General features: G+C 70.2%; 22 protein-coding genes. 10 read left to right on the forward strand and 12 right to left on the reverse strand.

Going from position 1 to position 19,193, the window contains the following annotated elements:
* Positions 1–42: 42 nt before the first annotated feature.
* Genes B7K20_RS08500 through B7K20_RS08515 form a run of 4 tightly spaced genes read left to right on the forward strand, consistent with a single transcriptional unit; the run spans position 43 to position 2,300 of the window.
* Positions 43–498 carry a hypothetical protein gene (locus tag B7K20_RS08500; RefSeq protein ID WP_084102099.1) on the forward strand — a complete coding sequence of 152 codons (456 nt, stop codon included), beginning with the start codon at positions 43–45 and terminating at the stop codon, positions 496–498.
* Between the two features lie 9 nt (positions 499–507).
* Positions 508–924, forward strand: a complete 417-nt coding sequence (locus tag B7K20_RS08505; RefSeq protein ID WP_084102100.1) for a hypothetical protein — start codon at positions 508–510, stop codon at positions 922–924.
* Positions 925–1,341 (forward strand): hypothetical protein, encoded by a 417-nt coding sequence (locus B7K20_RS08510; protein WP_084102101.1) that lies wholly within the window; start codon positions 925–927, stop codon positions 1,339–1,341.
* Complete coding sequence (locus B7K20_RS08515) at positions 1,338–2,300, forward strand: DUF368 domain-containing protein (RefSeq protein ID WP_144018603.1); 963 nt, start codon at positions 1,338–1,340, stop codon at positions 2,298–2,300. Before B7K20_RS08510 ends, B7K20_RS08515 begins: the two co-directional genes overlap by 4 nt.
* A 43-nt stretch (positions 2,301–2,343) precedes the next feature.
* Here B7K20_RS08515 and B7K20_RS08520 read toward each other — a convergent pair whose 3' ends face one another.
* The gene (locus B7K20_RS08520) at positions 2,344–3,606 is read right to left on the reverse strand and encodes a deoxyguanosinetriphosphate triphosphohydrolase (RefSeq protein WP_084102102.1); all 1,263 of its coding nucleotides are present in this window, start codon (positions 3,604–3,606) and stop codon (positions 2,344–2,346) included.
* Positions 3,607–3,874: 268 nt separating this feature from the next.
* On the opposite strand from B7K20_RS08520, the gene B7K20_RS08525 reads away from it, so the two are divergent.
* Complete coding sequence (locus B7K20_RS08525) at positions 3,875–4,537, forward strand: dihydrofolate reductase family protein (protein ID WP_144018604.1); 663 nt, start codon at positions 3,875–3,877, stop codon at positions 4,535–4,537.
* 8 nt (positions 4,538–4,545) lie between these two features.
* Here B7K20_RS08525 and dusB read toward each other — a convergent pair whose 3' ends face one another.
* Genes dusB through B7K20_RS08540 form a run of 3 tightly spaced genes read right to left on the reverse strand, consistent with a single transcriptional unit; the run spans position 4,546 to position 8,391 of the window.
* Positions 4,546–5,721 carry a tRNA dihydrouridine synthase DusB gene (gene dusB, locus B7K20_RS08530; protein ID WP_084102104.1) on the reverse strand — a complete coding sequence of 392 codons (1,176 nt, stop codon included), beginning with the start codon at positions 5,719–5,721 and terminating at the stop codon, positions 4,546–4,548.
* Entirely contained in the window at positions 5,718–6,965 is a 1,248-nt protein-coding gene (locus B7K20_RS08535) for a YibE/F family protein (protein WP_084102105.1), read from the reverse strand. Before B7K20_RS08535 ends, dusB begins: the two co-directional genes overlap by 4 nt.
* Before the next feature lie 40 nt (positions 6,966–7,005).
* Complete coding sequence (locus tag B7K20_RS08540) at positions 7,006–8,391, reverse strand: glycine--tRNA ligase (RefSeq protein WP_084102106.1); 1,386 nt, start codon at positions 8,389–8,391, stop codon at positions 7,006–7,008.
* A 358-nt stretch (positions 8,392–8,749) separates the two neighbouring features.
* Here B7K20_RS08540 and B7K20_RS08545 point away from each other — a divergent pair, with 358 nt between their 5' ends.
* From B7K20_RS08545 to B7K20_RS08565, 5 genes are read left to right on the forward strand one after another with little or no spacing between them, the layout of a single operon-like run.
* Positions 8,750–9,709 (forward strand): metal ABC transporter substrate-binding protein, encoded by a 960-nt coding sequence (locus tag B7K20_RS08545; RefSeq protein ID WP_084102107.1) that lies wholly within the window; start codon positions 8,750–8,752, stop codon positions 9,707–9,709.
* Complete coding sequence (locus B7K20_RS08550) at positions 9,696–10,499, forward strand: metal ABC transporter ATP-binding protein (protein WP_084102108.1); 804 nt, start codon at positions 9,696–9,698, stop codon at positions 10,497–10,499. Before B7K20_RS08545 ends, B7K20_RS08550 begins: the two co-directional genes overlap by 14 nt.
* Positions 10,496–11,416 (forward strand): metal ABC transporter permease, encoded by a 921-nt coding sequence (locus B7K20_RS08555; protein ID WP_255372761.1) that lies wholly within the window; start codon positions 10,496–10,498, stop codon positions 11,414–11,416. Before B7K20_RS08550 ends, B7K20_RS08555 begins: the two co-directional genes overlap by 4 nt.
* Entirely contained in the window at positions 11,413–11,832 is a 420-nt protein-coding gene (locus B7K20_RS08560; RefSeq protein WP_084102109.1) for a Fur family transcriptional regulator, read from the forward strand. The genes B7K20_RS08555 and B7K20_RS08560 overlap by 4 nt, the downstream gene beginning before the upstream one ends.
* Positions 11,832–12,362 carry a DedA family protein gene (locus B7K20_RS08565; protein ID WP_084102110.1) on the forward strand — a complete coding sequence of 177 codons (531 nt, stop codon included), beginning with the start codon at positions 11,832–11,834 and terminating at the stop codon, positions 12,360–12,362. The genes B7K20_RS08560 and B7K20_RS08565 overlap by 1 nt, the downstream gene beginning before the upstream one ends.
* Here the strand turns inward: B7K20_RS08565 and B7K20_RS08570 are convergent.
* Genes B7K20_RS08570 through B7K20_RS08605 form a run of 8 tightly spaced genes read right to left on the reverse strand, consistent with a single transcriptional unit; the run spans position 12,316 to position 18,897 of the window.
* Positions 12,316–13,074, reverse strand: a complete 759-nt coding sequence (locus B7K20_RS08570) for an isoprenyl transferase (protein WP_084102111.1) — start codon at positions 13,072–13,074, stop codon at positions 12,316–12,318. The two genes, B7K20_RS08565 and B7K20_RS08570, sit on opposite strands and share 47 nt — an antisense overlap.
* Before the next feature lie 53 nt (positions 13,075–13,127).
* Positions 13,128–13,784: an HAD family hydrolase gene (locus B7K20_RS08575; protein WP_084102112.1), complete on the reverse strand. Its 657-nt coding sequence runs from the start codon at positions 13,782–13,784 to the stop codon at positions 13,128–13,130.
* A 1-nt stretch (position 13,785) separates the two neighbouring features.
* Positions 13,786–14,643 (reverse strand): MurR/RpiR family transcriptional regulator, encoded by an 858-nt coding sequence (locus B7K20_RS08580; protein WP_084102113.1) that lies wholly within the window; start codon positions 14,641–14,643, stop codon positions 13,786–13,788.
* Positions 14,621–15,478 (reverse strand): phosphonate ABC transporter, permease protein PhnE, encoded by an 858-nt coding sequence (phnE, locus tag B7K20_RS08585; RefSeq protein WP_084102114.1) that lies wholly within the window; start codon positions 15,476–15,478, stop codon positions 14,621–14,623. Before phnE (B7K20_RS08585) ends, B7K20_RS08580 begins: the two co-directional genes overlap by 23 nt.
* Positions 15,475–16,302, reverse strand: coding sequence for a phosphonate ABC transporter, permease protein PhnE (gene phnE, locus B7K20_RS08590; RefSeq protein WP_084102115.1), 828 nt, complete (start codon positions 16,300–16,302; stop codon positions 15,475–15,477). Before phnE (B7K20_RS08590) ends, phnE (B7K20_RS08585) begins: the two co-directional genes overlap by 4 nt.
* On the reverse strand, positions 16,299–17,135 hold the full coding sequence (gene phnC, locus B7K20_RS08595; RefSeq protein WP_084102116.1) for a phosphonate ABC transporter ATP-binding protein: 837 nt from the start codon (positions 17,133–17,135) through the stop codon (positions 16,299–16,301). Before phnC ends, phnE (B7K20_RS08590) begins: the two co-directional genes overlap by 4 nt.
* A 4-nt stretch (positions 17,136–17,139) precedes the next feature.
* The gene (locus B7K20_RS08600) at positions 17,140–18,189 is read right to left on the reverse strand and encodes a phosphate/phosphite/phosphonate ABC transporter substrate-binding protein (protein ID WP_084102117.1); all 1,050 of its coding nucleotides are present in this window, start codon (positions 18,187–18,189) and stop codon (positions 17,140–17,142) included.
* Positions 18,190–18,228: 39 nt separating this feature from the next.
* The gene (locus B7K20_RS08605) at positions 18,229–18,897 is read right to left on the reverse strand and encodes an HAD family hydrolase (RefSeq protein ID WP_084102118.1); all 669 of its coding nucleotides are present in this window, start codon (positions 18,895–18,897) and stop codon (positions 18,229–18,231) included.
* Between the last annotated feature and the right edge of the window lie 296 nt (positions 18,898–19,193).

Below are 19,193 nucleotides of genomic sequence, written 5' to 3' on the forward strand. Positions count from 1 at the left end.
CGGGTACCCTGGTTCGAGTTGCCTTCCATGAAAGGAAAATCAGTGAGAATCGATGCCTTCCTCGCCGACTCGGCCGAGGTTGTCCAGGGCAAGATCTACGCGCTCGGCGCCGGCTGGAACACGATCTACGTGCGCCAGTTCCCCGCCGCACACCGTCGCCTCGCCGTCGCGGCCACGGTGCACGTGCCGTTCACCGCGACCAACATGTCGCACCAGCTCGAGCTGAAGCTGCTGACCGAGGATGGCAAGGAATACCCCATCGGCATCCGTGCCGACGCCGAGGGCAAGCCCCAGCCGGTGCGCGGCATGGGCGGCGAATTCACGCTGGGCCGTCCCGCCCACTTGGTGGATGGCGACGAGCAGGTCGCGTGCTTCGCGTTCACCATCGATGGCATCCGCTTTGTGCAGGCCGGCATGTTCTCCTGGGTCGTCTCCGTCGACGGCGAGGAGCTTGCGCGCCTTCCCATGCGCGTGCAGCAGTCGCAGCAGCAGAACTAACCCCCACCCATGGGTCTGTACGGAGGGCTGGTACTACCGGCCTATCTGGCGGTGTGCGCGCTGCTGGTGCTCGTCGGGATCGCGACCATGATCTGGGTGCCGGTGCACCGCGTGCTGAAGTGGGTCGTCACGGCGATGTGGATCGTGACGGCCGTGCACCTGCTGGCGGTGCTGGCGATCCTCATCGGCGGGCACAGCGCCCCCATCGTGCTGACCCTGGGCTACCTGTTGGCCTCGGTCATCCTGGTGCCGCTGCTCGGCATCGGCCGCCTGGGTGAGCCCGATGCCGCCGCCGCGGACCCCGACCCCCACCGCCCCGTCCTCGCGCCCGACCAGATCGCGCGCGTGGACGGCGGCGCGGCCGTCATCATCGGCATCGCCGGGGCGGTCCTCGCCTGGCGCGTCGTCATTCTGCTGGGAGGCTGAGTGAACCCCGTCGGACGCATCGTCCTCATCGCCGCGTACGCCGTGCTCGGCCTCGCGGCCGTGGGCAGGTCCTCGTACCAAATCTCCACCAAGCTGGCCGAGGCACCCCTGCCCTACCTCATCTCCGGCGTCTCCGCCCTGCTCTACGTGGTCATCGCGATCGCACTGTGGCGCGGCTGGCGACGTGTGGCGCTCTGGGGCACGTCGCTCGAGCTTGCAGGCGTCCTGATCGTCGGCACGCTCGGGTACATCGAGTCCGACTGGTGGGCAGACGAGACCGTCTGGACCGGCTACGGCTCCGCCTACGGCTGGGTGCCGCTGCTGCTTCCGCTTGCGGCCCTGTGGGTGTTGCTGCGCGGCCGTTCGGTACGGTCCGCCGATGCCGTGGCTGGCTCCACTGGCGAGGTCGCCCAGTGAACGTCGACCTGGGTCGCACGGCGCTGAACGCCGTGCGCGGCGCCTTGATCGGTGCCGCCGAGTCCGTGCCGGGCGTCTCCGGCGGCACCATCGCCTTGATGACGGGCGTCTACGAGACGCTGCTGACCTCCGCGGGGCACTTCATCACGGGCGCGCGCATTGCCGTCGTCGACATGGTGCGCGGGCGTGGCGTGGAACGGTCTCGGTCCGACTTCGCGCGCGTGAAGTGGGCCGTGCTGATCCCGTTGGGCATCGGCATGGTCATCGCGCTGCTGGCCATGGCATCGGTCATGGAGACGCTCGTCGAGGAGCACCCCGAGACTATGCGGGCCCTGTTCTTCGGGCTCGTGCTTGCGTCGCTGTCGGTGCCGTTCCGCCTCGCGGCGCACGCGCCTTTGGGTGGACGGCCGGACGGCCGGTGGGGCGGCAAGGACTGGGCGCTCGCCCTGGCGGGCACCGTTGCGGCCGCGGTCATCGTGTCGCTTCCCGGCGGCAACCTCGACCCCTCTCCCCTGGTGCTGGTGCCCGCGGGCGCCATCGCCGTGTCCGCCCTGGCGCTTCCCGGGTTGTCGGGATCGTTTCTCCTGCTGACGATGGGCCTGTACGAGCCCACCCTCGCTGCGGTGAACGACCGCGACCTGGGCTACCTGGTGTGGTTCGCGCTGGGTCTCGTGATCGGCCTCGTCTCCATCGTGAAGGCGCTGCAGTTCCTCTTGGAACACCACCGCCGCAACACCCTGGTGGTCCTCACCGGCGTCATGGCCGGCTCGCTCGTCGCCCTGTGGCCGTGGCAGGACGAGGACGGCACCACACTCGCGCCCTACGGGGACCTGGTAGCGCCGCTCGTGGCGTTCGTCGCGGGCTTCGTCGTGGTCATCGCTCTACTCGCGGTCGAGTCCCGCATCCTCACGGGCCAGCAGACCCAGATCGACGCGGACGAGTCCACGTCCCTCGACTAACGCAGTTCTCCTGGCGGCCGCCCAGGCGACCACGGCATCGGCCCTACGCCTGAACGCAGTACTTGTGGTGCCAGTTGTAGGCGGACGTGTCGGTGAGCGAGGCGACCTGGTCGACGGCGACGCGCAGGCGGGCGGCATCGTCTGACGCCTCGCGATAGTCGGCGGCGAACTGCGGCTCCATCGCGTCGGGACCACGATCTGCGAGAGAAATCACGAGTTCCTTGAGCACCCGGCGCTGCTTCGCATAGGTGGGGCTGGTCTCGCGCGGGGCCATGAGGAAGTGCACCGCGATGCCCTTGAGGATGAGGATCTCGTCCAGGGTGTCCTGTGGCACCACGATGGACGCGCGGTGGCGAGTGAGCGGCTCGTCGCCGTGCTCGGCCTGCGTGGCGGAGATGATCGCCTGTGCGAAGCGGCCGATGATCTGGCTCGTCATATCCTTCAGCGCCGCGAGCGAGGCGCGCGTGCCGTCGTAGCGCTCAGACCACCACGGGAACGCCTGGAGGCGACTGAGCGCGGCGCTGAGCGCCTCCTCATCGCCACCGCCGTACCACTGACGGGTGTGTTCGATGACGGCCGCGACCTGGCCCGGATCGCGCAGGGTCGACAGCTGCACGGCGCGGTAGACGATCGAGTCCTCGACATCGTGGACCGAGTACGCGATGTCGTCGGAGACGTCCATCACCTGGGCCTCGAGCGACTGCTGGGTGCCCGGCGCGCCCTGGCGGAGCCAGTCGAACACCGGAAGATCGTCCTCGTACACCCCGAACTTGCGCGTGGGCGTACCGTCGGGCCGCATGGGTGCGGCGGGCTCGCGCCAGGGGTATTTGACGGCGGCGTCGAGGCTCGCGCGGGTGAGGTTCAGCCCCACGCTGCGGCCCGTCGCGGGGTCGAACGTCTTAGGCTCCAGGCGGGTGAGCAGGCGCAGGGTCTGGGCGTTGCCTTCAAATCCGCCGATGTCGCGGGAGACCTTGTCGAGAGCCCGTTCCCCGTTGTGACCGAAGGGCGGGTGGCCCAGGTCGTGCGCCAGGCACGCAGCGTCCACGATGTCGGGCGAGCATCCCAGCGCCTTTCCCAACTCACGGCCCACCTGCGCGACCTCAAGCGAGTGAGTTAGGCGCGTACGCACAAAGTCGCCGCTGCCGAGTCCCAGCACCTGGGTCTTGGCGCCGAGCCGACGCAGGGCGCTCGAGTGCAGAATGCGCGCGCGGTCACGCTCGAAGGGCGAGCGGTGGGCGGCCTTGGCGGGCTCGGGGATAAAGCGTTCGACGTCGGCCTCGGTGTAGCCGTGCGAGTTCGCGTTCACAGGTCCAACTTAGTCATGCCTGGTGAAGGCGCGGTGCAGGCGGGCCGCAGGGTGGGCTCCCCCACGCCCGCGCGTACCGATGTGACGGTGATCCTGACCGGGTCCCGGCGTGTCGCGCTCCTCAGGCGGCGTGTCAGCCAGATCACCGTCACTTCGTGACGCTGAGTGCGCAGGGCGACGCGATCACGCACCCACGAGCCCACCGGTGCACGAGCCCACCGGCGCACGAGCCCACGCGCGCCAGGCCGGGCGCGCGTACCGTGGTGTCATGAGTCGCGTTCTCGTCTACTGCGCCATGTCCGTCGACGGTTTCATCGCCGGTCCGGGCGACGACATCGCCTGGCTCGAGGCACCGCGGCCGTCATGGGCGCCCACCGCAAACGGACCGTGGGCTGAGGATCGCGCGACGGAGGGCGTCGAGTACGACGACTTCTTCGCGGGCATTGGCGCCATGCTCATGGGCAGGCGCACCTTCGATGTGGTGCACGGCATGGGTGAATGGTTTTACGGCGACACGCCGGTCATCGTCGCGACCGGAAGGCCCCTTCCTCCCGACCCTGGCGTGCCCGCGAGCGTGACCACGGCATCGGCCCCCATTGCGAACCTCGTCGCCGAGGCCCTCGAGGCGGCTGGCGAGCGCAACGTGTATCTTGACGGCGGTTCGCTCATTCGTCAGGCGCTCGATGCGGATCTCATCGACGAGATGGTCGTCACCATCCACCCGACCATCCTGGGCGCGGGACACCCCTTGTTCGCCGGCGCCGAGCAACGACACATGGTCACGGTCAACGAGGTGCGCCGCTTCGGCGAGGGGTTGGTGCAGCTCGTCATGCATCCGGCGCGCAGGCCCGTCGACCACTCGCCCGTTCCGGCGTACGGAGGCCCAGCGGGGGCCGATGCCGCAGACGCCGGCGCGCTCGGCCACGCGTAGCGCGAGGGTTAGCCGCCCGACACGCTGAGCTCCGCCTCGCGCAGGCGCAACTCGAGGTCGGGAGTGATCTCCTGGGTGTCGAGCCAGCCCTCGGGGCACGACGGCGACTTGGGCGTGCCCTGACGGCCGCGCGGGCCCTCGGCGCCCTCGCCGGGGTACGGCTGGTCGAGCGGCAGACCGTCGAGCAGCGAGCGGAGGTCGGCCAGCGTCTCCACGAGCCCCAGGTTCTTGCGCACCTCTCCCCCGACCGGATATCCCTTGAGGTACCAGGCGACATGCTTGCGGATCTCGCGCATCGCCTTGAGTTCGTCGTCGCCGAAGAACGGGATCATCAGCTCGCCGTGGCGATAAATGGTGTCGGCCACCACGCGCAGGCCTGGACGCACGCGCTCCGACCGCCCCTCGAACGCCGCCTGCAGGTCGGCAAACAGCCACGGGCGACCCTGGCACCCGCGGCCCACGACTACGCCGTCCACGCCCGTGCGCTCCACCATGTCCAGCGCATCCTCGGCCGACCAGATGTCGCCGTTGCCGAGCACCGGGATCGACGTGACGGCCTCCTTGAGGCGCGCGATCGCCTCCCAGTCGGCATGACCGGAGTAGTAGTCGGCGGCCGTGCGGCCGTGGAGCGCGACGGCCGCGGCACCCTCCGCCTCGGCCATGCGGCCCGCGTCGAGATACGTGAGGTGGTCATCGTCCACACCCTTGCGCATCTTGACCGTGACGGGGATGTCGTACGGCGACGCCTCGCGCACCGCCGCACGCACGATGTCGCGGAACAGGTCCTTCTTCCACGGCAGCACCGCGCCGCCGCCCTTCTTGGTGACCTTGGGCACGGGGCAGCCGAAGTTCATGTCGATGTGGTCGGCGCGGTCCTCCTCGACCAGCATCTTGACCGCGGCGCCGATGGTCGACGGGTCCACGCCATAGAGCTGCACCGACCGAGGGGTCTCGTCGGGGTCGTGGTGGATGATCCGCATCGACTCCTTGGTGCGCTCCACCAGGGCCCGCGACGTCACCATCTCCGCCACATAGATGCCGCCGCCGTGCTCGCGGCACAGGCGCCTGAAGGCGGCGTTGGTGATACCCGCCATCGGCGCGAGCACCACGGGGGTGTCGACCGTCAGGGGGCCGATCTGCAGGGGCGGCAAAACACGGGCAGCGGCCGATGCGGTGGTGGTCATTCCTCCATTGTCGCCGATGCGCCGGGCTGGCTTGGCGACCTGGGGTCGCCGGTCGCGGCCGGCTCGGCCTCATCGCCGGGTTCGGCGACGGGGTCCTCGTCGGCGATCGCGCCGTCGTACCCGACGACGAGCGCGGCGATGGCGGTGGTCAGCGGCACGGCGAGCACGAGGCCGATGGACGTCACGAGCGTGCGCACCACCTCCTCGGCGATCTCGGCGCTTGTCAGCGTGGTGGCGAGCGAGTTGTCGTAGAGCGTCACGAGCATCAGCGTGGGAAGGGCGGCGCCCACATACGCGAAGGCGATCGTGTAGACCGTCGAGGCAATGTGGTCGCGACCGATGCGCATGCCGCGCGCGAACAGCGACCACCGCGAGATGTCGGGCCGCGCGGCACGCAGTTCCCATACCGCGGACGACTGCGTCACCGTCACGTCGTTGAGCACACCGAGACCGGCGATGATGATGCCGCACAGCACCAGGCCCTGCAGGTCGACGGCGCGGCCGGCTAGTTCCAGATGCGTGCCGTCCTCGGACCAGATACCGGTCAGCCGCGAGGCACCCACCGCCCACCAAGCGAGCAGAGCGGTGATCAGCAGGCCCGCGAGCGTGCCCAGGTAGGCGGTCGTGGTGCGCGCGTTCACGCCGTGCGCCAAATACAGCAAGACAAACAGGGCACCCGCGCCGGTCACCAACGCCACCACCAGCGGGCTGGAGCCGTCGAAGAGCGCAGGCACCGTGAAGAAGACGACCACACCGAACGCGGCGAGCAGCCCCAGCAGCGCACCGAGGCCCCTCCAGCGCGCGATCACGACGACAAGCAGCACGTATGCGATGAGCAGGATCAGCATGGGTGATCCGCGCTCAAAGTCTCCGAACACCACCTCGCCGGTGTCGAGTTGCAGCGCCCGTACCTGGTCGCCCACCTGGTATTCGAAGGTGGTGAGGCCAGGATCGGCGAGTTCGAGTTCGTCTCCGTCAAGCGAGACGGTCGCGGAGCCTGTCTCGGCGTCGACGGACTCGACGGTCACCGTGACCCACGAGGCCCCCTCATACGAGGTCGGCACCGACCGCATGAACGACCAGTCCGACGGCCACACCGCGACCGCCCCGGCCACGGCGAGGAACACCACCACGCCCACCAGGACGGTGAGCACCGTGGTGGTGCGCTCGGACGCGCGCGGGGCCTGCTCGAGCACGCCGTCGGCGCCGCCCAAGCCCAGCCCGTGCGAGTGACCGGCGCCCACTATCGAGAACCCAGCGCCGGCATCGGCCGCACGAAAATCCTTACGCGCCGATCAGGCGCGTGGCGAGGTAGGCCTGCACCTGCGACAGCGCCACGCGCTCCTGCTGCATGGTGTCGCGGTCGCGGATGGTGACGGCCTGGTCGTCCTTGGTGTCGAAGTCGATGGTGATGCAGTACGGCGTGCCGATCTCGTCCTGGCGGCGGTAGCGCTTGCCGATGGCCTGCGTGACGTCGAGGTCCACGTTCCAGGCGCCGCGCAGCTCCTTGGCGAGGGCCTCGGCGGTGGGCAGCAGCTCCTCTGACTTGGACAGCGGCAGCACCGCGGCCTTGACGGGGGCGATGCGGTGGTCCAGGTGTAGCACCGTGCGCTTGTCGACGCCGCCCTTGGAGTTGGGAGCCTCGTCCTCGTCGTACGCCTCCACCAGGAAGGCCATGAGCGAGCGGGTAAGGCCCGCCGCGGGCTCGATGACGTACGGCGTGTAACGCTCGTTGGTCTGCGGGTCCAGGTACGACAGGTCCTTGCCCGAGTGCTCGGAGTGCGTCGACAGGTCGAAGTCCGTGCGGTTCGCGATGCCCTCGAGCTCGCCCCACTCGGAGCCGGTGAAGCCGAACCGGTACTCGATGTCCGTGGTGCCCTTGGAGTAGTGCGACAGCTTCTCCTGCGGGTGCGCGTACAGTCGCAGGTTGTCCTCGGAGATGCCGAGGTCCTTGTACCAGGCCAGACGCGTGTCGATCCAGTACTGGTGCCACTCCTCATCCGAGCCGGGCTTGACGAAGAACTCCATCTCCATCTGCTCGAACTCACGGGTGCGGAAGATGAAGTTTCCGGGCGTGATCTCGTTGCGGAACGACTTGCCGATCTGGCCGATGCCGAAGGGCACCTTCATGCGCGACGTGCGCTGGACGTTCTCGAAGTTCACGAAGATGCCCTGGGCGGTCTCGGGGCGCAGGTAGTGGAGGCCCGACTCGTCCTGGTTGACGCCCAGGTAGGTCTTGAGCAGGCCGTTGAACATCTTGGGCTCGGTCCACTGGCCGCGCGTGCCACAGTTGGGGCAGGCGATGCCGGCGAGGCCACCCTCGGGGGCACGTCCCTTCTTCTCCTCGAACTCCTCGATGAGGTGGTCTTCACGGAAGCGCTTGTGGCAGGACAGGCACTCGACGAGCGGGTCGACGAACGCCTTGAGGTGGCCCGAGGCCTCCCACACCTTGGGCGGCAGGATCACCGACGAGTCGAGGCCCACGATGTCGTCGCGGCTCGACACCATCGCACGCCACCACTGACGCTTGATGTTCTCCTTCAGCTCCACACCGAGCGGCCCGTAGTCCCACGCGGAGCGCGTACCTCCGTAGATCTCTCCGCAGGGGAACACGAAGCCGCGTCGCTTGGCGAGCGAGATCACGTTGTCGAGGCGGGAGGGCTGGGCCACGGAGAACTCCTTGGGTGGGGTGAGGCTTGACTGCGCGACAGTCTATCGGCGGCCGATGCCGTGGCGGGCCGGGCGCGTCGGCTCGTCTGCCCGACGCTCGCCGTCCGTTCCAGCCCGTGGCCCAGCCCGGCCCCCGCCCCCGCCCGCGCCCCCGGCGACGAAGTGACGGTGATCTGGACGGCGCGCCGACGCAGAGGCCGTCTGCGCCGGCGTGTCGGCTGAGAGACCGTCACTTCGTGACTGCCAATGCGAGCGCACCGGATGGCGACGGACCGCGCCGGGCGCGTCGGCTCACCTACCGCTCGCCGCTCGCCCGCTAGTTTGACAATGATTCTCATTTCGTCATACGGTGGCGGTCATGAACGTTTCCCGCCCCCTGATCGTCGGCGGAGCGGTCGGCACCCTCCTTCTCGCCGGCTGCTCCGCCGATCCCTCCACCGCAACCGACGATGACGCGAGCGCGAGCGACGCCTCGCTTTCCGTGGGCGCCGCCTTCTACCCCGTCCAGTTCGTGGCAGAGCAGGTAGGCGGCGACGACGTCGCCGTGACCCCGCTGATCGCCGGCGGAGTAGAACCCCACGACGCTGAACTCTCCCCCGCCACCGTGCGCGAGATGCAGAGCATGGACACCGTCCTGTACCTCTCGGACTTCTCGGCGGCGGTGGACGACGCGATCGCCACCACGGGCGCTCGCGCCCTCGACGCGCACCACATCATCGATGAGCACGGCGAGGAGGTCGCGGTCCACGAGGCCGAGACGCACGACGGCGAGGAGCACGCGGTCGATGACGGCCACGAACACGGCGTCGCCGATCCCCACTTTTGGCTCGACCCCACGCTGCTCGCCGAGTACGCCCAGGACGTCGTCGCCGAGTTCTCCGAACTCGACCCCGACAACGCCGCGGCCTACGAGGAGCGCGGCAACGCCCTGGTCGCGAGCCTGACCGACCTCGACGAGACCTTCACCGAGGGCCTCGCCGTGTGCGAGCGCCGCGAGATCTTCGTGAGCCACGAGGCGTACGGCTACCTGGGCCTGCGCTACGACCTCGCCCAGGAGGGCATGTCGGGCCTGGACCCCGAGGCGGAACCCTCCCCCGCCCGCCTGCGCGAGATCCGCGACCTCATCGAGGACTCCGGCGCGACCACCATCTTCACCGAGTCGAAGGTCAGCGCCGCGGTCGCCGAGTCGCTCGCGAGCGACGCCGGCGTCACCACCGCGGTGCTCGACCCGGTCGAGACCGCCACGAACGGCGATGACTACATTGACATCATGACCCGCAACCTGGAAGCGCTGAGGACCGGCCTTGACTGCAGCTGACGTCGACTGCCTCAGCCACGACACCCCACCCGCCCTCACGGCGCGCGGGGTGCGCGTGCGCCTGGGCGGCCACGAGATCCTTCACGGGGTCGACCTCGACTCCCACCCCGGCGAGGCCGTCGCGATCATGGGCGGCAATGGCTCGGGCAAGTCCACGCTGGTGCGCTCCCTCGTGGGGGCGATCCCGACGACGGCGGGCGACATCACCGTGTTCGGCGAGCCCCGCACTCGGCTGACGTCGCGGCGCATCGGCTACGTCCCCCAGCGGGCCTCCGCGGGTGGCGGCGTGTCCGCGACCGCTCGCGAGGTCGTCACCTCCGGCCTGCTCGGGGTCGGCGCCCTGCGCACGCCCCGCGACGCCAAGGCCCGGGCGCTCGCCGCCCTCGACGACCTGGGAGTCGCCGACCTCGCGGACCGCGACGTCACGGCGCTGTCGGGTGGCCAGCAGCAGCGCGTCCTCATCGCTCGCGCCCTGGTACGCGACCCCGACCTGCTCATCCTCGACGAGCCCATGGCAGGCGTCGACGTCCCCAGCCAAGAAGCCCTCGCGGCCGCGCTGACCAAGCGCCGCGACGCGGGCGCCGCCATCATCGTGGTGCTCCACGAGCTCGGCGCGCTCGCGCCGCTCGTCCACCACGCGGTGGTGCTCGAGCAGGGCTGCGTCACCCACATCGGCGCTCCCCCACGCGCGCTGGGCGTCCACGCGCTTCCCGGCCACGACCACGACCACGCCCATCCCGACGTGCCCGAGCCGGTCGCGTCGACCTTCGCCTGGGAGGTCCGCCAGTGATCGACCTCATCACCGACCCGCTCGTGCAGCGCATGCTGCTCGTGTCCCTCATGGTGGGCGCCACCGCACCCATCGTCGGCACGTACCTGGTACATCGCCGCATGTCGCTTCTGGGCGACGGCATCGGCCACGTCGCCCTCGCCGGTGTCGCCGCGGGCTGGCTCGCCGGCTCCGCCGCGGACCTCGCCCAGGTCGACGCGCTCGCCATCCCCGGCGCCATCGTTTTCGCCGTGGCCGGCGCCGTCGTCATCGAGCGAATGCGGGCCAGGGGCGTCGCGGCCGCCGACGTCATCATGGCGATCATGTTCTATGGCGGCATCGCGTCCGGCGTGCTGCTCATTTCCGCCGCGGGCGGCTCCAATGCCAACCTCATGGGCTACCTGTTCGGATCGATCTCGACGGCGAGCTGGACCGATGTGTGGGTCACCGTGGGCCTGGCCGGCGTCATCCTCGTCATCGGCCTGGGGCTGCGCGCGTCGCTGTTCGCCGTCACCCATGACCAGGAGTTCGCGCACTCGACGGGACTGCCCGTCGCCGCGCTCAACATGGCTGTCGCCATTCTCGCCGCCATTACCGTCACCGCGGCCATGCGTGTGGTCGGCGTGCTGCTGGTGAGCGGGCTGATGATCCTGCCCGTCGCCATCGCGCAGCTCATCACGCGCTCGTTCACCCGCACCATGACCATCGCCATGGTCACCGGCGTGGTGCTGTGCCTCGCCGGCGTGGGCATCACGCTGTTCTACAACCTGCAGCCCGGCGCCCTCATCGTGGTGCTCGGCGTCATCGTGTACACCGTGGTGGCCTCCGGCGCGGGGCTGCGCAAGCGCCGCAGGCGCCTGCGCGACGAGGCCGGCCACGCCGGTCACGACGAGAGCCACCGCGAGCACCAGCACCCCACCCTAGGAGCACCCGCATGAGCCCGACGAGTGGAGCATCGGCCCCCCGCATGACCAAGCAGCGCGCTGCCGTGCTGGACGCGTTGTCCGGCACCGACGAGTTCCGCTCGGCCCAGTCGTGGCACGACACGCTGCGCCACGACGGCTCGAGCGTGGGCCTCGCGACCGTCTACCGCTCGCTGCAGGCGCTCGCCGAGGCCGGCGAGGTCGACGCCGTCGTCACAGAAACCGGCGAGACGCTCTACCGCCGTTGCGGCGCGGTCGACGAGCACCACCACCACCTGCGCTGCCGCGTCTGCGGCACGGCGGAGGACATCGAGGTGCCGCAGTTCGAGGAGTGGGCCGAGCGCGTCGCCACCGAGCACGGCTTCGCGCGCATGGACCACACGGTGGAGATCACCGGCGTGTGCGCCGCCTGCACGGCGAAGGGCCACTGATGCCGGGAGTGCCCAGCGCGGTCACGGACCTCGGATGGTGGGCGCTGGCGATCTTCCTGTTTGGCGTCATCTTCACCCGCACCCAGGCCACCTACTGGATGGGCCGCTGGGTCCGCACGGGCGCGCGGCGCCTCGCCGACAGCCCCAGCGAACGGTTCCTCGCCCGCGCCTCACGCCGGCTCGATGGCCCCATGATGGCGCGCGGCGAGGCGATCCTGGACCGCTGGGGCTACGTCGCGATCCCGCTGTCGTTCCTCACCGTGGGCGTGAAGACGGTCGTCAATGCCACCGCGGGCTACGTGCGCATGTCGTGGCCGCTGTACACGCTCGTGATGCTGCCCGGGTGCGTGCTGTGGACGGTGACGTACACCGTCGTTGGCGCGTCGATTGTGCACCTGTGGCACCGCTCCCCCGCGCTCGCGATCGGCACGGTCGTGGGCGTCGTGATCGTCGCTTGGGCCGCGACTCGCGTGGTGCGCGAGGTCAGGCGGCGCCGAAGCGTCGATTCCGTCGCGCGTATTCCTCAATAGCCGCCCACAGGTGCGTGCGGTCCACGTCCGGCCACAGCGTGTTCGAGAACACGTACTCGGCGTAGGCCGCCTGCCAGGGAAGGAAATTCGAAGACCGCTGCTCGCCGCTCGACCGCCAAAACAGGTCGACATCGGGCATGTCCGGCTCGTCCAGGTGCGCCGCGAGGGTCTTCTCCGTCACCTTCGACGGATCCAACTCGCCGGCCGCCACGCGCAGCGCGATCTCACGCGCCGCATCGGCGATCTCGGCGCGACCGCCGTAGTTGACGCACATCGTGAGCGTGAGGCCCGTGTTGTGCTGCGTAAGCTCCTCGGCCTTCTCGAGCTCCTTGATGACCGAGGTCCAGAGCTTGGGGCGCCGCCCGGCCCAGCGCACGCGCACGCCCCACTCGTGCATCTCGTCGCGCCGGCGGCGGATCACGTCACGGTTGAAGCCCATGAGGAAGCGCACCTCTTCGGGGCTGCGCTTCCAGTTCTCCGTGCTGAACGCGTAGGCGCTGAGGTGGCTCACGCCGATCTCGACGGCGCCCGCGACGACGTCGAGCAGCGACGCCTCGCCGCGCTCGTGGCCCGCGGTGCGCGCCAGTCCCCGGTCCTTGGCCCAGCGGCCGTTGCCGTCCATGACGACGGCCACGTGCGCGGGGATCGCCTCGGGGGGCAAAGCGGGCGGCGTGGCGCCGCCGGGGTGAGGGAAGGGGCGAGCGTAGGTCACCGGCTCAGCCTATCGGCGGCCGATGCCGTGGCGGGTTTTCCCTGCCCCTCGCCCTATGGGTGGGTCGCCGCCCACGCCTCGATCTGGCCGTACAGGTCGACGATCGACGCGCCGGCCATCGTCACCGGGCCCGGAGGCGCGGACGCGGTGGCTCCCACGAGCGCGGTGTCCGCGCCGAGCGCCGCGGCAGGTGCCAGGTCGTTGACGTACATGTCGCCCACCGAGAGCACGGCGCCGCGGGTCAGGGCTTCGCTCACCGTCGCCTCGATGCCCACGGGCTTGCGCGCGGAGTGCACCACGTCGGCGAAGACGTCGCCCACTCCCAGGAAGGCCAGGGCCTCGCTCAGGCGCGTGTCGGGCGCGTTGGTGACGAGCACCACGGTGGCGTGGGCCGCGAGCCTGTCCATGAAGTCGCCCAGGCCGGGGACGGGTTCGATGGGTCCACGGTCGGTGGCGAGCAGGGTGCGCGACAGGCGGTAGCCGCGCCCCAGGGTGTCCTCGTCGATCCCGAGCGAGTCCGCCGCGATCCGCACCGCGTGATACTCGTCGCGGATATCTGCATCGCCTTCGGCGAAGCGAGTACGAGAGGCGGCCACGGCATCGGCCACCCCCGGGATCCCGGCGACCTCGGCGAGGCTCGCGGCATAGGCATCGATCGGCCCGGACCCGAGCGCGAGGGTGCCGTCGAAGTCAAAGATCACGGTAGGCATGTCAGTCCCCCAGGGAACGCGAGAGCACGGTGAGGGCGGCGGCGCGCGCCTCTTGGGCGCGCGGCCCGCGACGCGCGGCGAGGGCCTCGACGAGCGCCTCGATCACGAGCGTGAGCGCCACGCGAGAGGTCAGGAGCAGCTCGTCTTGGAAGGACTCGCTGACCGGCGGCACCACGAGGGTGTGGGTGGCACGATCCACCAGCGCCGACCGGGTGAAGCTCGTGACGGCCAAGACCGAGGCACCGGTGCCGAGCGCGGCGTCCACCACATCGAGCGTCGCCTGGTTGGCGCCCGAGCCGGACAGCACCAGTAGCACCGCGTCGGACGGCATCTGCGCGGCGAGGATGCGCTGACCCAGGGTGTCGGGAATGAACTCGGCGGGACGGCCGATGCTCGACAGCCTCAGCGCCGCGTCGTAGCCCAGCGGCGCGGACAGCCCGTTGGCGGCGATGAGCACGCGCGGCGCCTCATCGAGCGCGGCGAGGAAGGGCTCGAGGACCTCCTCGGTGATGGCCGCGGCGGCGTGCGGCAGCGCCCGGCCCAGCCGCTCCATGGCGCCGCGGACGATCCCCAAGGCGCCGGGAGCATCGGCCACCGGCGGTCCCGAAAACGCGCGCTCGCGTGCCAGTGCGACCCTCAGCTGCGGGTAGCCGTCGTAGCCGAGCGTCTGCGCGGTGCGCACCACGGAGGCGCGGCCCACGCCGACGCTCTCCGCGATCTGCTGCGCGGTCATATCGACCGCGGCGGCAACGTCGGCCGCGATGGCCTCCGCGACGCGGCGCTCACTGGGCTGCAGGGACGGCGCGAGGGCCGCGATACGCACCGTGGGAGGCGCGTCAGTGGATCCGTTCCACGCCACGAACCTTGGCCCCTTCCATGATCCGCCGCCGGATGGCCCCGGAGATGGCGTCGATGATCATCGTGACCACGATCACGACGATGATGAGGACGCCCACGGTATCCCACTGGCGGAACTGCGTGTAGTTGGTCAGCATCGCGCCGATGCCGCCCACGCCGATGAGGCCCAGGATGGCCGACGTGCGCACGTTGATTTCGAAGCGGTACAGGGCGAGGCTCATGAGCTCGGGGGCGGCGACGGGCCACAGGCCCCAACGGATGACCTCGGTGAGCGAGCCGCCCGAGGCGCGCACGGCCTCGGCCGTACCAGGCGGGACGGCCTCGATGGTCTCGTAGGTCCACTTGGCGTGCGTGCCGATGCCGCCGATGGCGAGCGCGAGGGCGCCGGTAAAGGGAGTGAGGCCCGTCACGGTGAGGATGATGATGGCGATCAGCACCTCTGGCATGGCGCGGATCACGGCGAAGATCCACCGCAACGGCAGGCGCACCCACACGGGGCCCACGCCCTGTGCGGCGGGGATGCCCAGCAGGGTCGACAGCACCACACCCAGGATCGCGCCGATCCATGCCATCGACACCGAGCGCCACGTCTGCAGCGCAGCCTCGCCCAGCATGGACCAGTCGGGGCTGGAGAACATTAGCGCGCTGTAATGCACCAGGTCGGACGGCAGCTGAGCGACCTTGTCCCACTCGAGGTCGATGTCCCAGAAGGCCAGCAGGATCACGGCGGTGACGGCCCAGCTGGCGATGCGGGCGGCGACACGGCGGGGCTTGGGCGGGATGGCGAGGGCCGACGCCGGGGTGGGCTGCGCGGGTTCGGTGGTGGTCGCGGTCATCGCAGCCTCTTTCGCAGCAGGTTGGACGCGACCTCGATCGCGATGACGACCACGAGAATCTCCAGCACGATGGTGCCCAAGGCGTCGTAGCGGTAGAAGCCGCGCATCTCGTCGATGAGGCGGCCGATGCCGCCCGCTCCCACGAGGCCAAGGATCGCCGAGATGCGCACGTTGAGCTCGAGCGAGTACAGCACCTGGCTCGCGATGGCGGGCCAACTCTGCGGCAGCGCGGTGACGCGGTTGATCTGCGTCTGGGTGCCGCCGGCGGCGCGGCCGGCCTCCATGTAATGGGCGTCCGCGGAGTCGATCGCCTCGCTGACCAGCTTGACGACGATGCCGATGTCGAACAGCACGAGCGTGATGATGCCCGGGAGCGTGCCCACTCCGACCATCGCGACGAGGACGGTCGCGTAGACGAGGTCGGGAACGGCCCGCACGACGTTGAGCACAAAGCGCACAGCGCGCCGGGCGACGCCGTTCGGGTTGGTGGGACGCGCGGCCCACAGCGACAGCGGCACCGCGAGCACCGCGGAGATCGCGGCGTCCACGAGCGCCATCTCGAGCGTCTCGAGCAGCGGCTGCCACGTGCGCGGCAAGATCGACCAGTCCGGCGTCAACATCTGGACGATGCGGTCCGCGCCGTTGGTCCAGTTCCGCGCGATGGACGCGAAGTCCAGCTCGACGCCGCCGATTGCGGGGATGGTGGTGAGGATCGTGAACGCCGCGAGGGCCGCCACGATGGCCGCGGCACGCGGCCACGTGCGCGGGCGCGGCGGGATGGTGAGCTGAGAGCGTTCCCCCGCCACGGCATCGGCCGCTGTCACTGCTGACCCAGCCTGTCGCGCTGCTGGACGGGGCGCCCGTAGATCTGCTCGAAGTCGGCGTCGGTGGCCGACGCGGCCGGGCCGTCATAGACCACCTCGCCGGCGCGCAGGCCGATCATGCGGGTCGTGTACTGGCGCGCGAGGTCCATGAGGTGGAGGTTCACGAGCACGGTCAGGCCGCGGTCGGCGTTGATGTCGGCGAGGTCGGCCATCACGGAGTGCGCGGTGGGTGGGTCCAGGCTTGCGACGGGCTCGTCGGCGAGCATCACCGCCGGCTGCTGGGCGAGCGCCCGGGCGATCGCGACGCGCTGCTTCTGTCCGCCCGAGAGCGCCCCGGCGCGGTGCCAGACCTTCTCGAGCATGCCCACGGAGTCGAGGGCTCGCATCACGATGTCGCGGTCCTCGGCGGTGGTGAGGCCCAGGAGGGTGCGCCACGTGGGCGTGTGCGAGAAGCGGCCCACCATCGCGTTGCGGTACACGCTGGTGCGGTCGGCGAGGTTGAACGACTGGAAGATCATGCCGATGTCGCCGCGGGCGCGACGCAGCGCCGCCCCCTTGAGGCGGCTGATCCGGTGCGGGCCGACCGTGACGGTTCCGGCCGTGGGGGTGACGAGGCCGTTGATGGTGCGGATCATCGTGGACTTGCCCGAGCCGGATAGGCCCACGACGGCGACCATCTCTCCCGCGCCGATCTCGAGGCTGACGTTCTTCATAGCGACCACGCCGTTGGGGTAGCGCACGGTCACGTCGTCGAGGGTGATGGGCCACGGCCCGGAGGCCGGGGACGCGTGGTCCCCGGCCTCTGGCCGCTGCGTGGCAGCGGTGTTGTCCACGTGCTTACTGTCCCGAGAAGCGGGAGTTGACCTCGCGGGCCAGGTCGATCGCGGCGGCGTCCGCGGGGACCCAGTCGGTCTGGTCGAAGATCTCCTGCAGGGTCTCCGGGTCGACTTCCGAGAAGCCGTCCATGAGGGTCGTGATCTCGGTGCGCAGGTCCTCGGGCAGCTCGTCCGAGAGGACCACGCCGCCGTTGGGGTACATCTCCGACAGGCCGAACACGACGACCTTCTCGCCGAGGTCCGCGACCTCGGCCGCGTCGATCGAGGAGCGGGCGTCCCAGTAGGCGAAGCCCACCTCAGCGTCGCCGTTGTAGACCGCCATCAGGAGCGTGTCGTTGCCGGTCACGGGCACCTGCTGCAGGTCGTCGATGTTGACGCCCTGCTCCTCAAGCGCGAGGACGGGCAGCTGGTAGCCGGCGGGCGACGTGGTGTTGCCGAACGCGACCGTGGTGCCGGGCTCGATCTTGGACAGCGCGTCCACCGCGACGGGGCCCACGCCCGAGTTGTCCTCGCCCTCGGCGGTGCCGTTGCAGTACAGGAACTCCTGGCCCGTGGCACCGTAGGTCGCCATGACGGGCTCGTCGTCGCAGTACTTGTCGGGGTTGTTGGTGAAGAACATCGAGGCGTACTGCGAGGCGCCAAAGCGGACGTCCTGCAGGACGGCGTGGGCGCCGTACATGTCCTCGGCGGCGGCGAGCGAGCCCGCGTCCGCGATGGCGATCTGGGCCTGGCCCGATCCGATGGCCTCGACGGCGGCCTGGTAGTCCTGGGTCACGACGCCCTCGACGGTGATGCCGAGCTGCTCCGACAGGTAGTCCGTCAGGGGCGCGACGGTCGTGACGAGGTCGGTGACGTTTTCGTTGGGGATCAGGGCGAGGGTGATCTCCTCGGGCCAGTCGGCGCCGGCAGCGGCGCCCGCGTCGGCGGTCGCCTCGGTGGTGGCGCCGGCGCTGGACTCGTCGGTCGCGTCGGCGTCCGAGTCGGCGCTACAGCCCGCGAGTGCGATGAGGGCCGTGGCGGCAACACCGGCGGCGGTGAGCGTGGTGCGCATGGGGTGGGACCTTTCGTATCTGTGCTCGGGGCCGGGCGGCTAACCGAGGAGGACGGACTGGGCCGCCCACGTCTGCATGGCCGGATAGAGCTCCGGCAGGGTGAGGGCGGCCATGGTCACACCGGTGGGCGGCTGGGTGGCGGCGGGGCCCACGAGCGCGGTGCTCGCGCCGAGCGCGGCCGCGGGAGCGAGGTCGTACTCGTGGATGTCACCCACGGACAGGACCGGGCCGCGGGTGAGGCAGTCGGTCACGACGGGCTCGAGCCCTAAGGGCTTCTTCGCGGACGTGACGATGTGCTCGATGCGTCCCGCGGCACCCAGCGCCTCGAGCGCCCGGTCGATGCGGACGTTCGGGGAATTGGTGACGAGGTATCGGTCGGCGTGCTCGCCCAGCGCCTCGAGGAACTCGCTCAGCCCCGCGGGCGCCTCGATGGGGGCCTCGGCGGTGGCGAGCAGCTCGCGGCTCGCGAGGTAGGCCGCGTCCATCGTCGCGGCGTCCACGCCGTGCACGGCCGCCGAGGCGGCGACCGCGTGATAACCATCGCGGAAGGCCGTCGAGCCCGCCGCGATGCGGACCATGGCGTCCTCGAAGTCGTCGACGATGCGGGAGTCCCCCGCGGCGTCCGCCACACACCGCGCGTACGCCCGGACCGGGCCGTCGCCCAAGGCGAGGGTGCCGTCGAAGTCGAAGATGACGGTGGGGCGCATGGGACTCCTCGCGGCGCTCGGGGGCCGCGCGGTCCGCGCCACTCCCCCTCGGTGGACATTGCGTCCACGCTAGCGCGTCGTTGTGGACGGATTGGCCACGAACTGGTTACAAGTATGTGAAATCTTCACGGCCCCAGCCCGCGCGTCCCGTCCCGTCCCGTCCCGTCCCGTCCCGTCCCGTCCCGTCCCGTCCCGAAGTGACGGTGATCGAGCACGACACTCCGGAAACGCGCCTCATCTCGCGGCGTGTCGCCTGCATCACCGTCACTTCGTGACGCGCGCGGAGTAAAAGAACC

This window comes from Demequina sp. NBRC 110051 (genome assembly GCF_002090055.1).
Classification (GTDB): Bacteria; Actinomycetota; Actinomycetes; order Actinomycetales; family Demequinaceae; genus Demequina.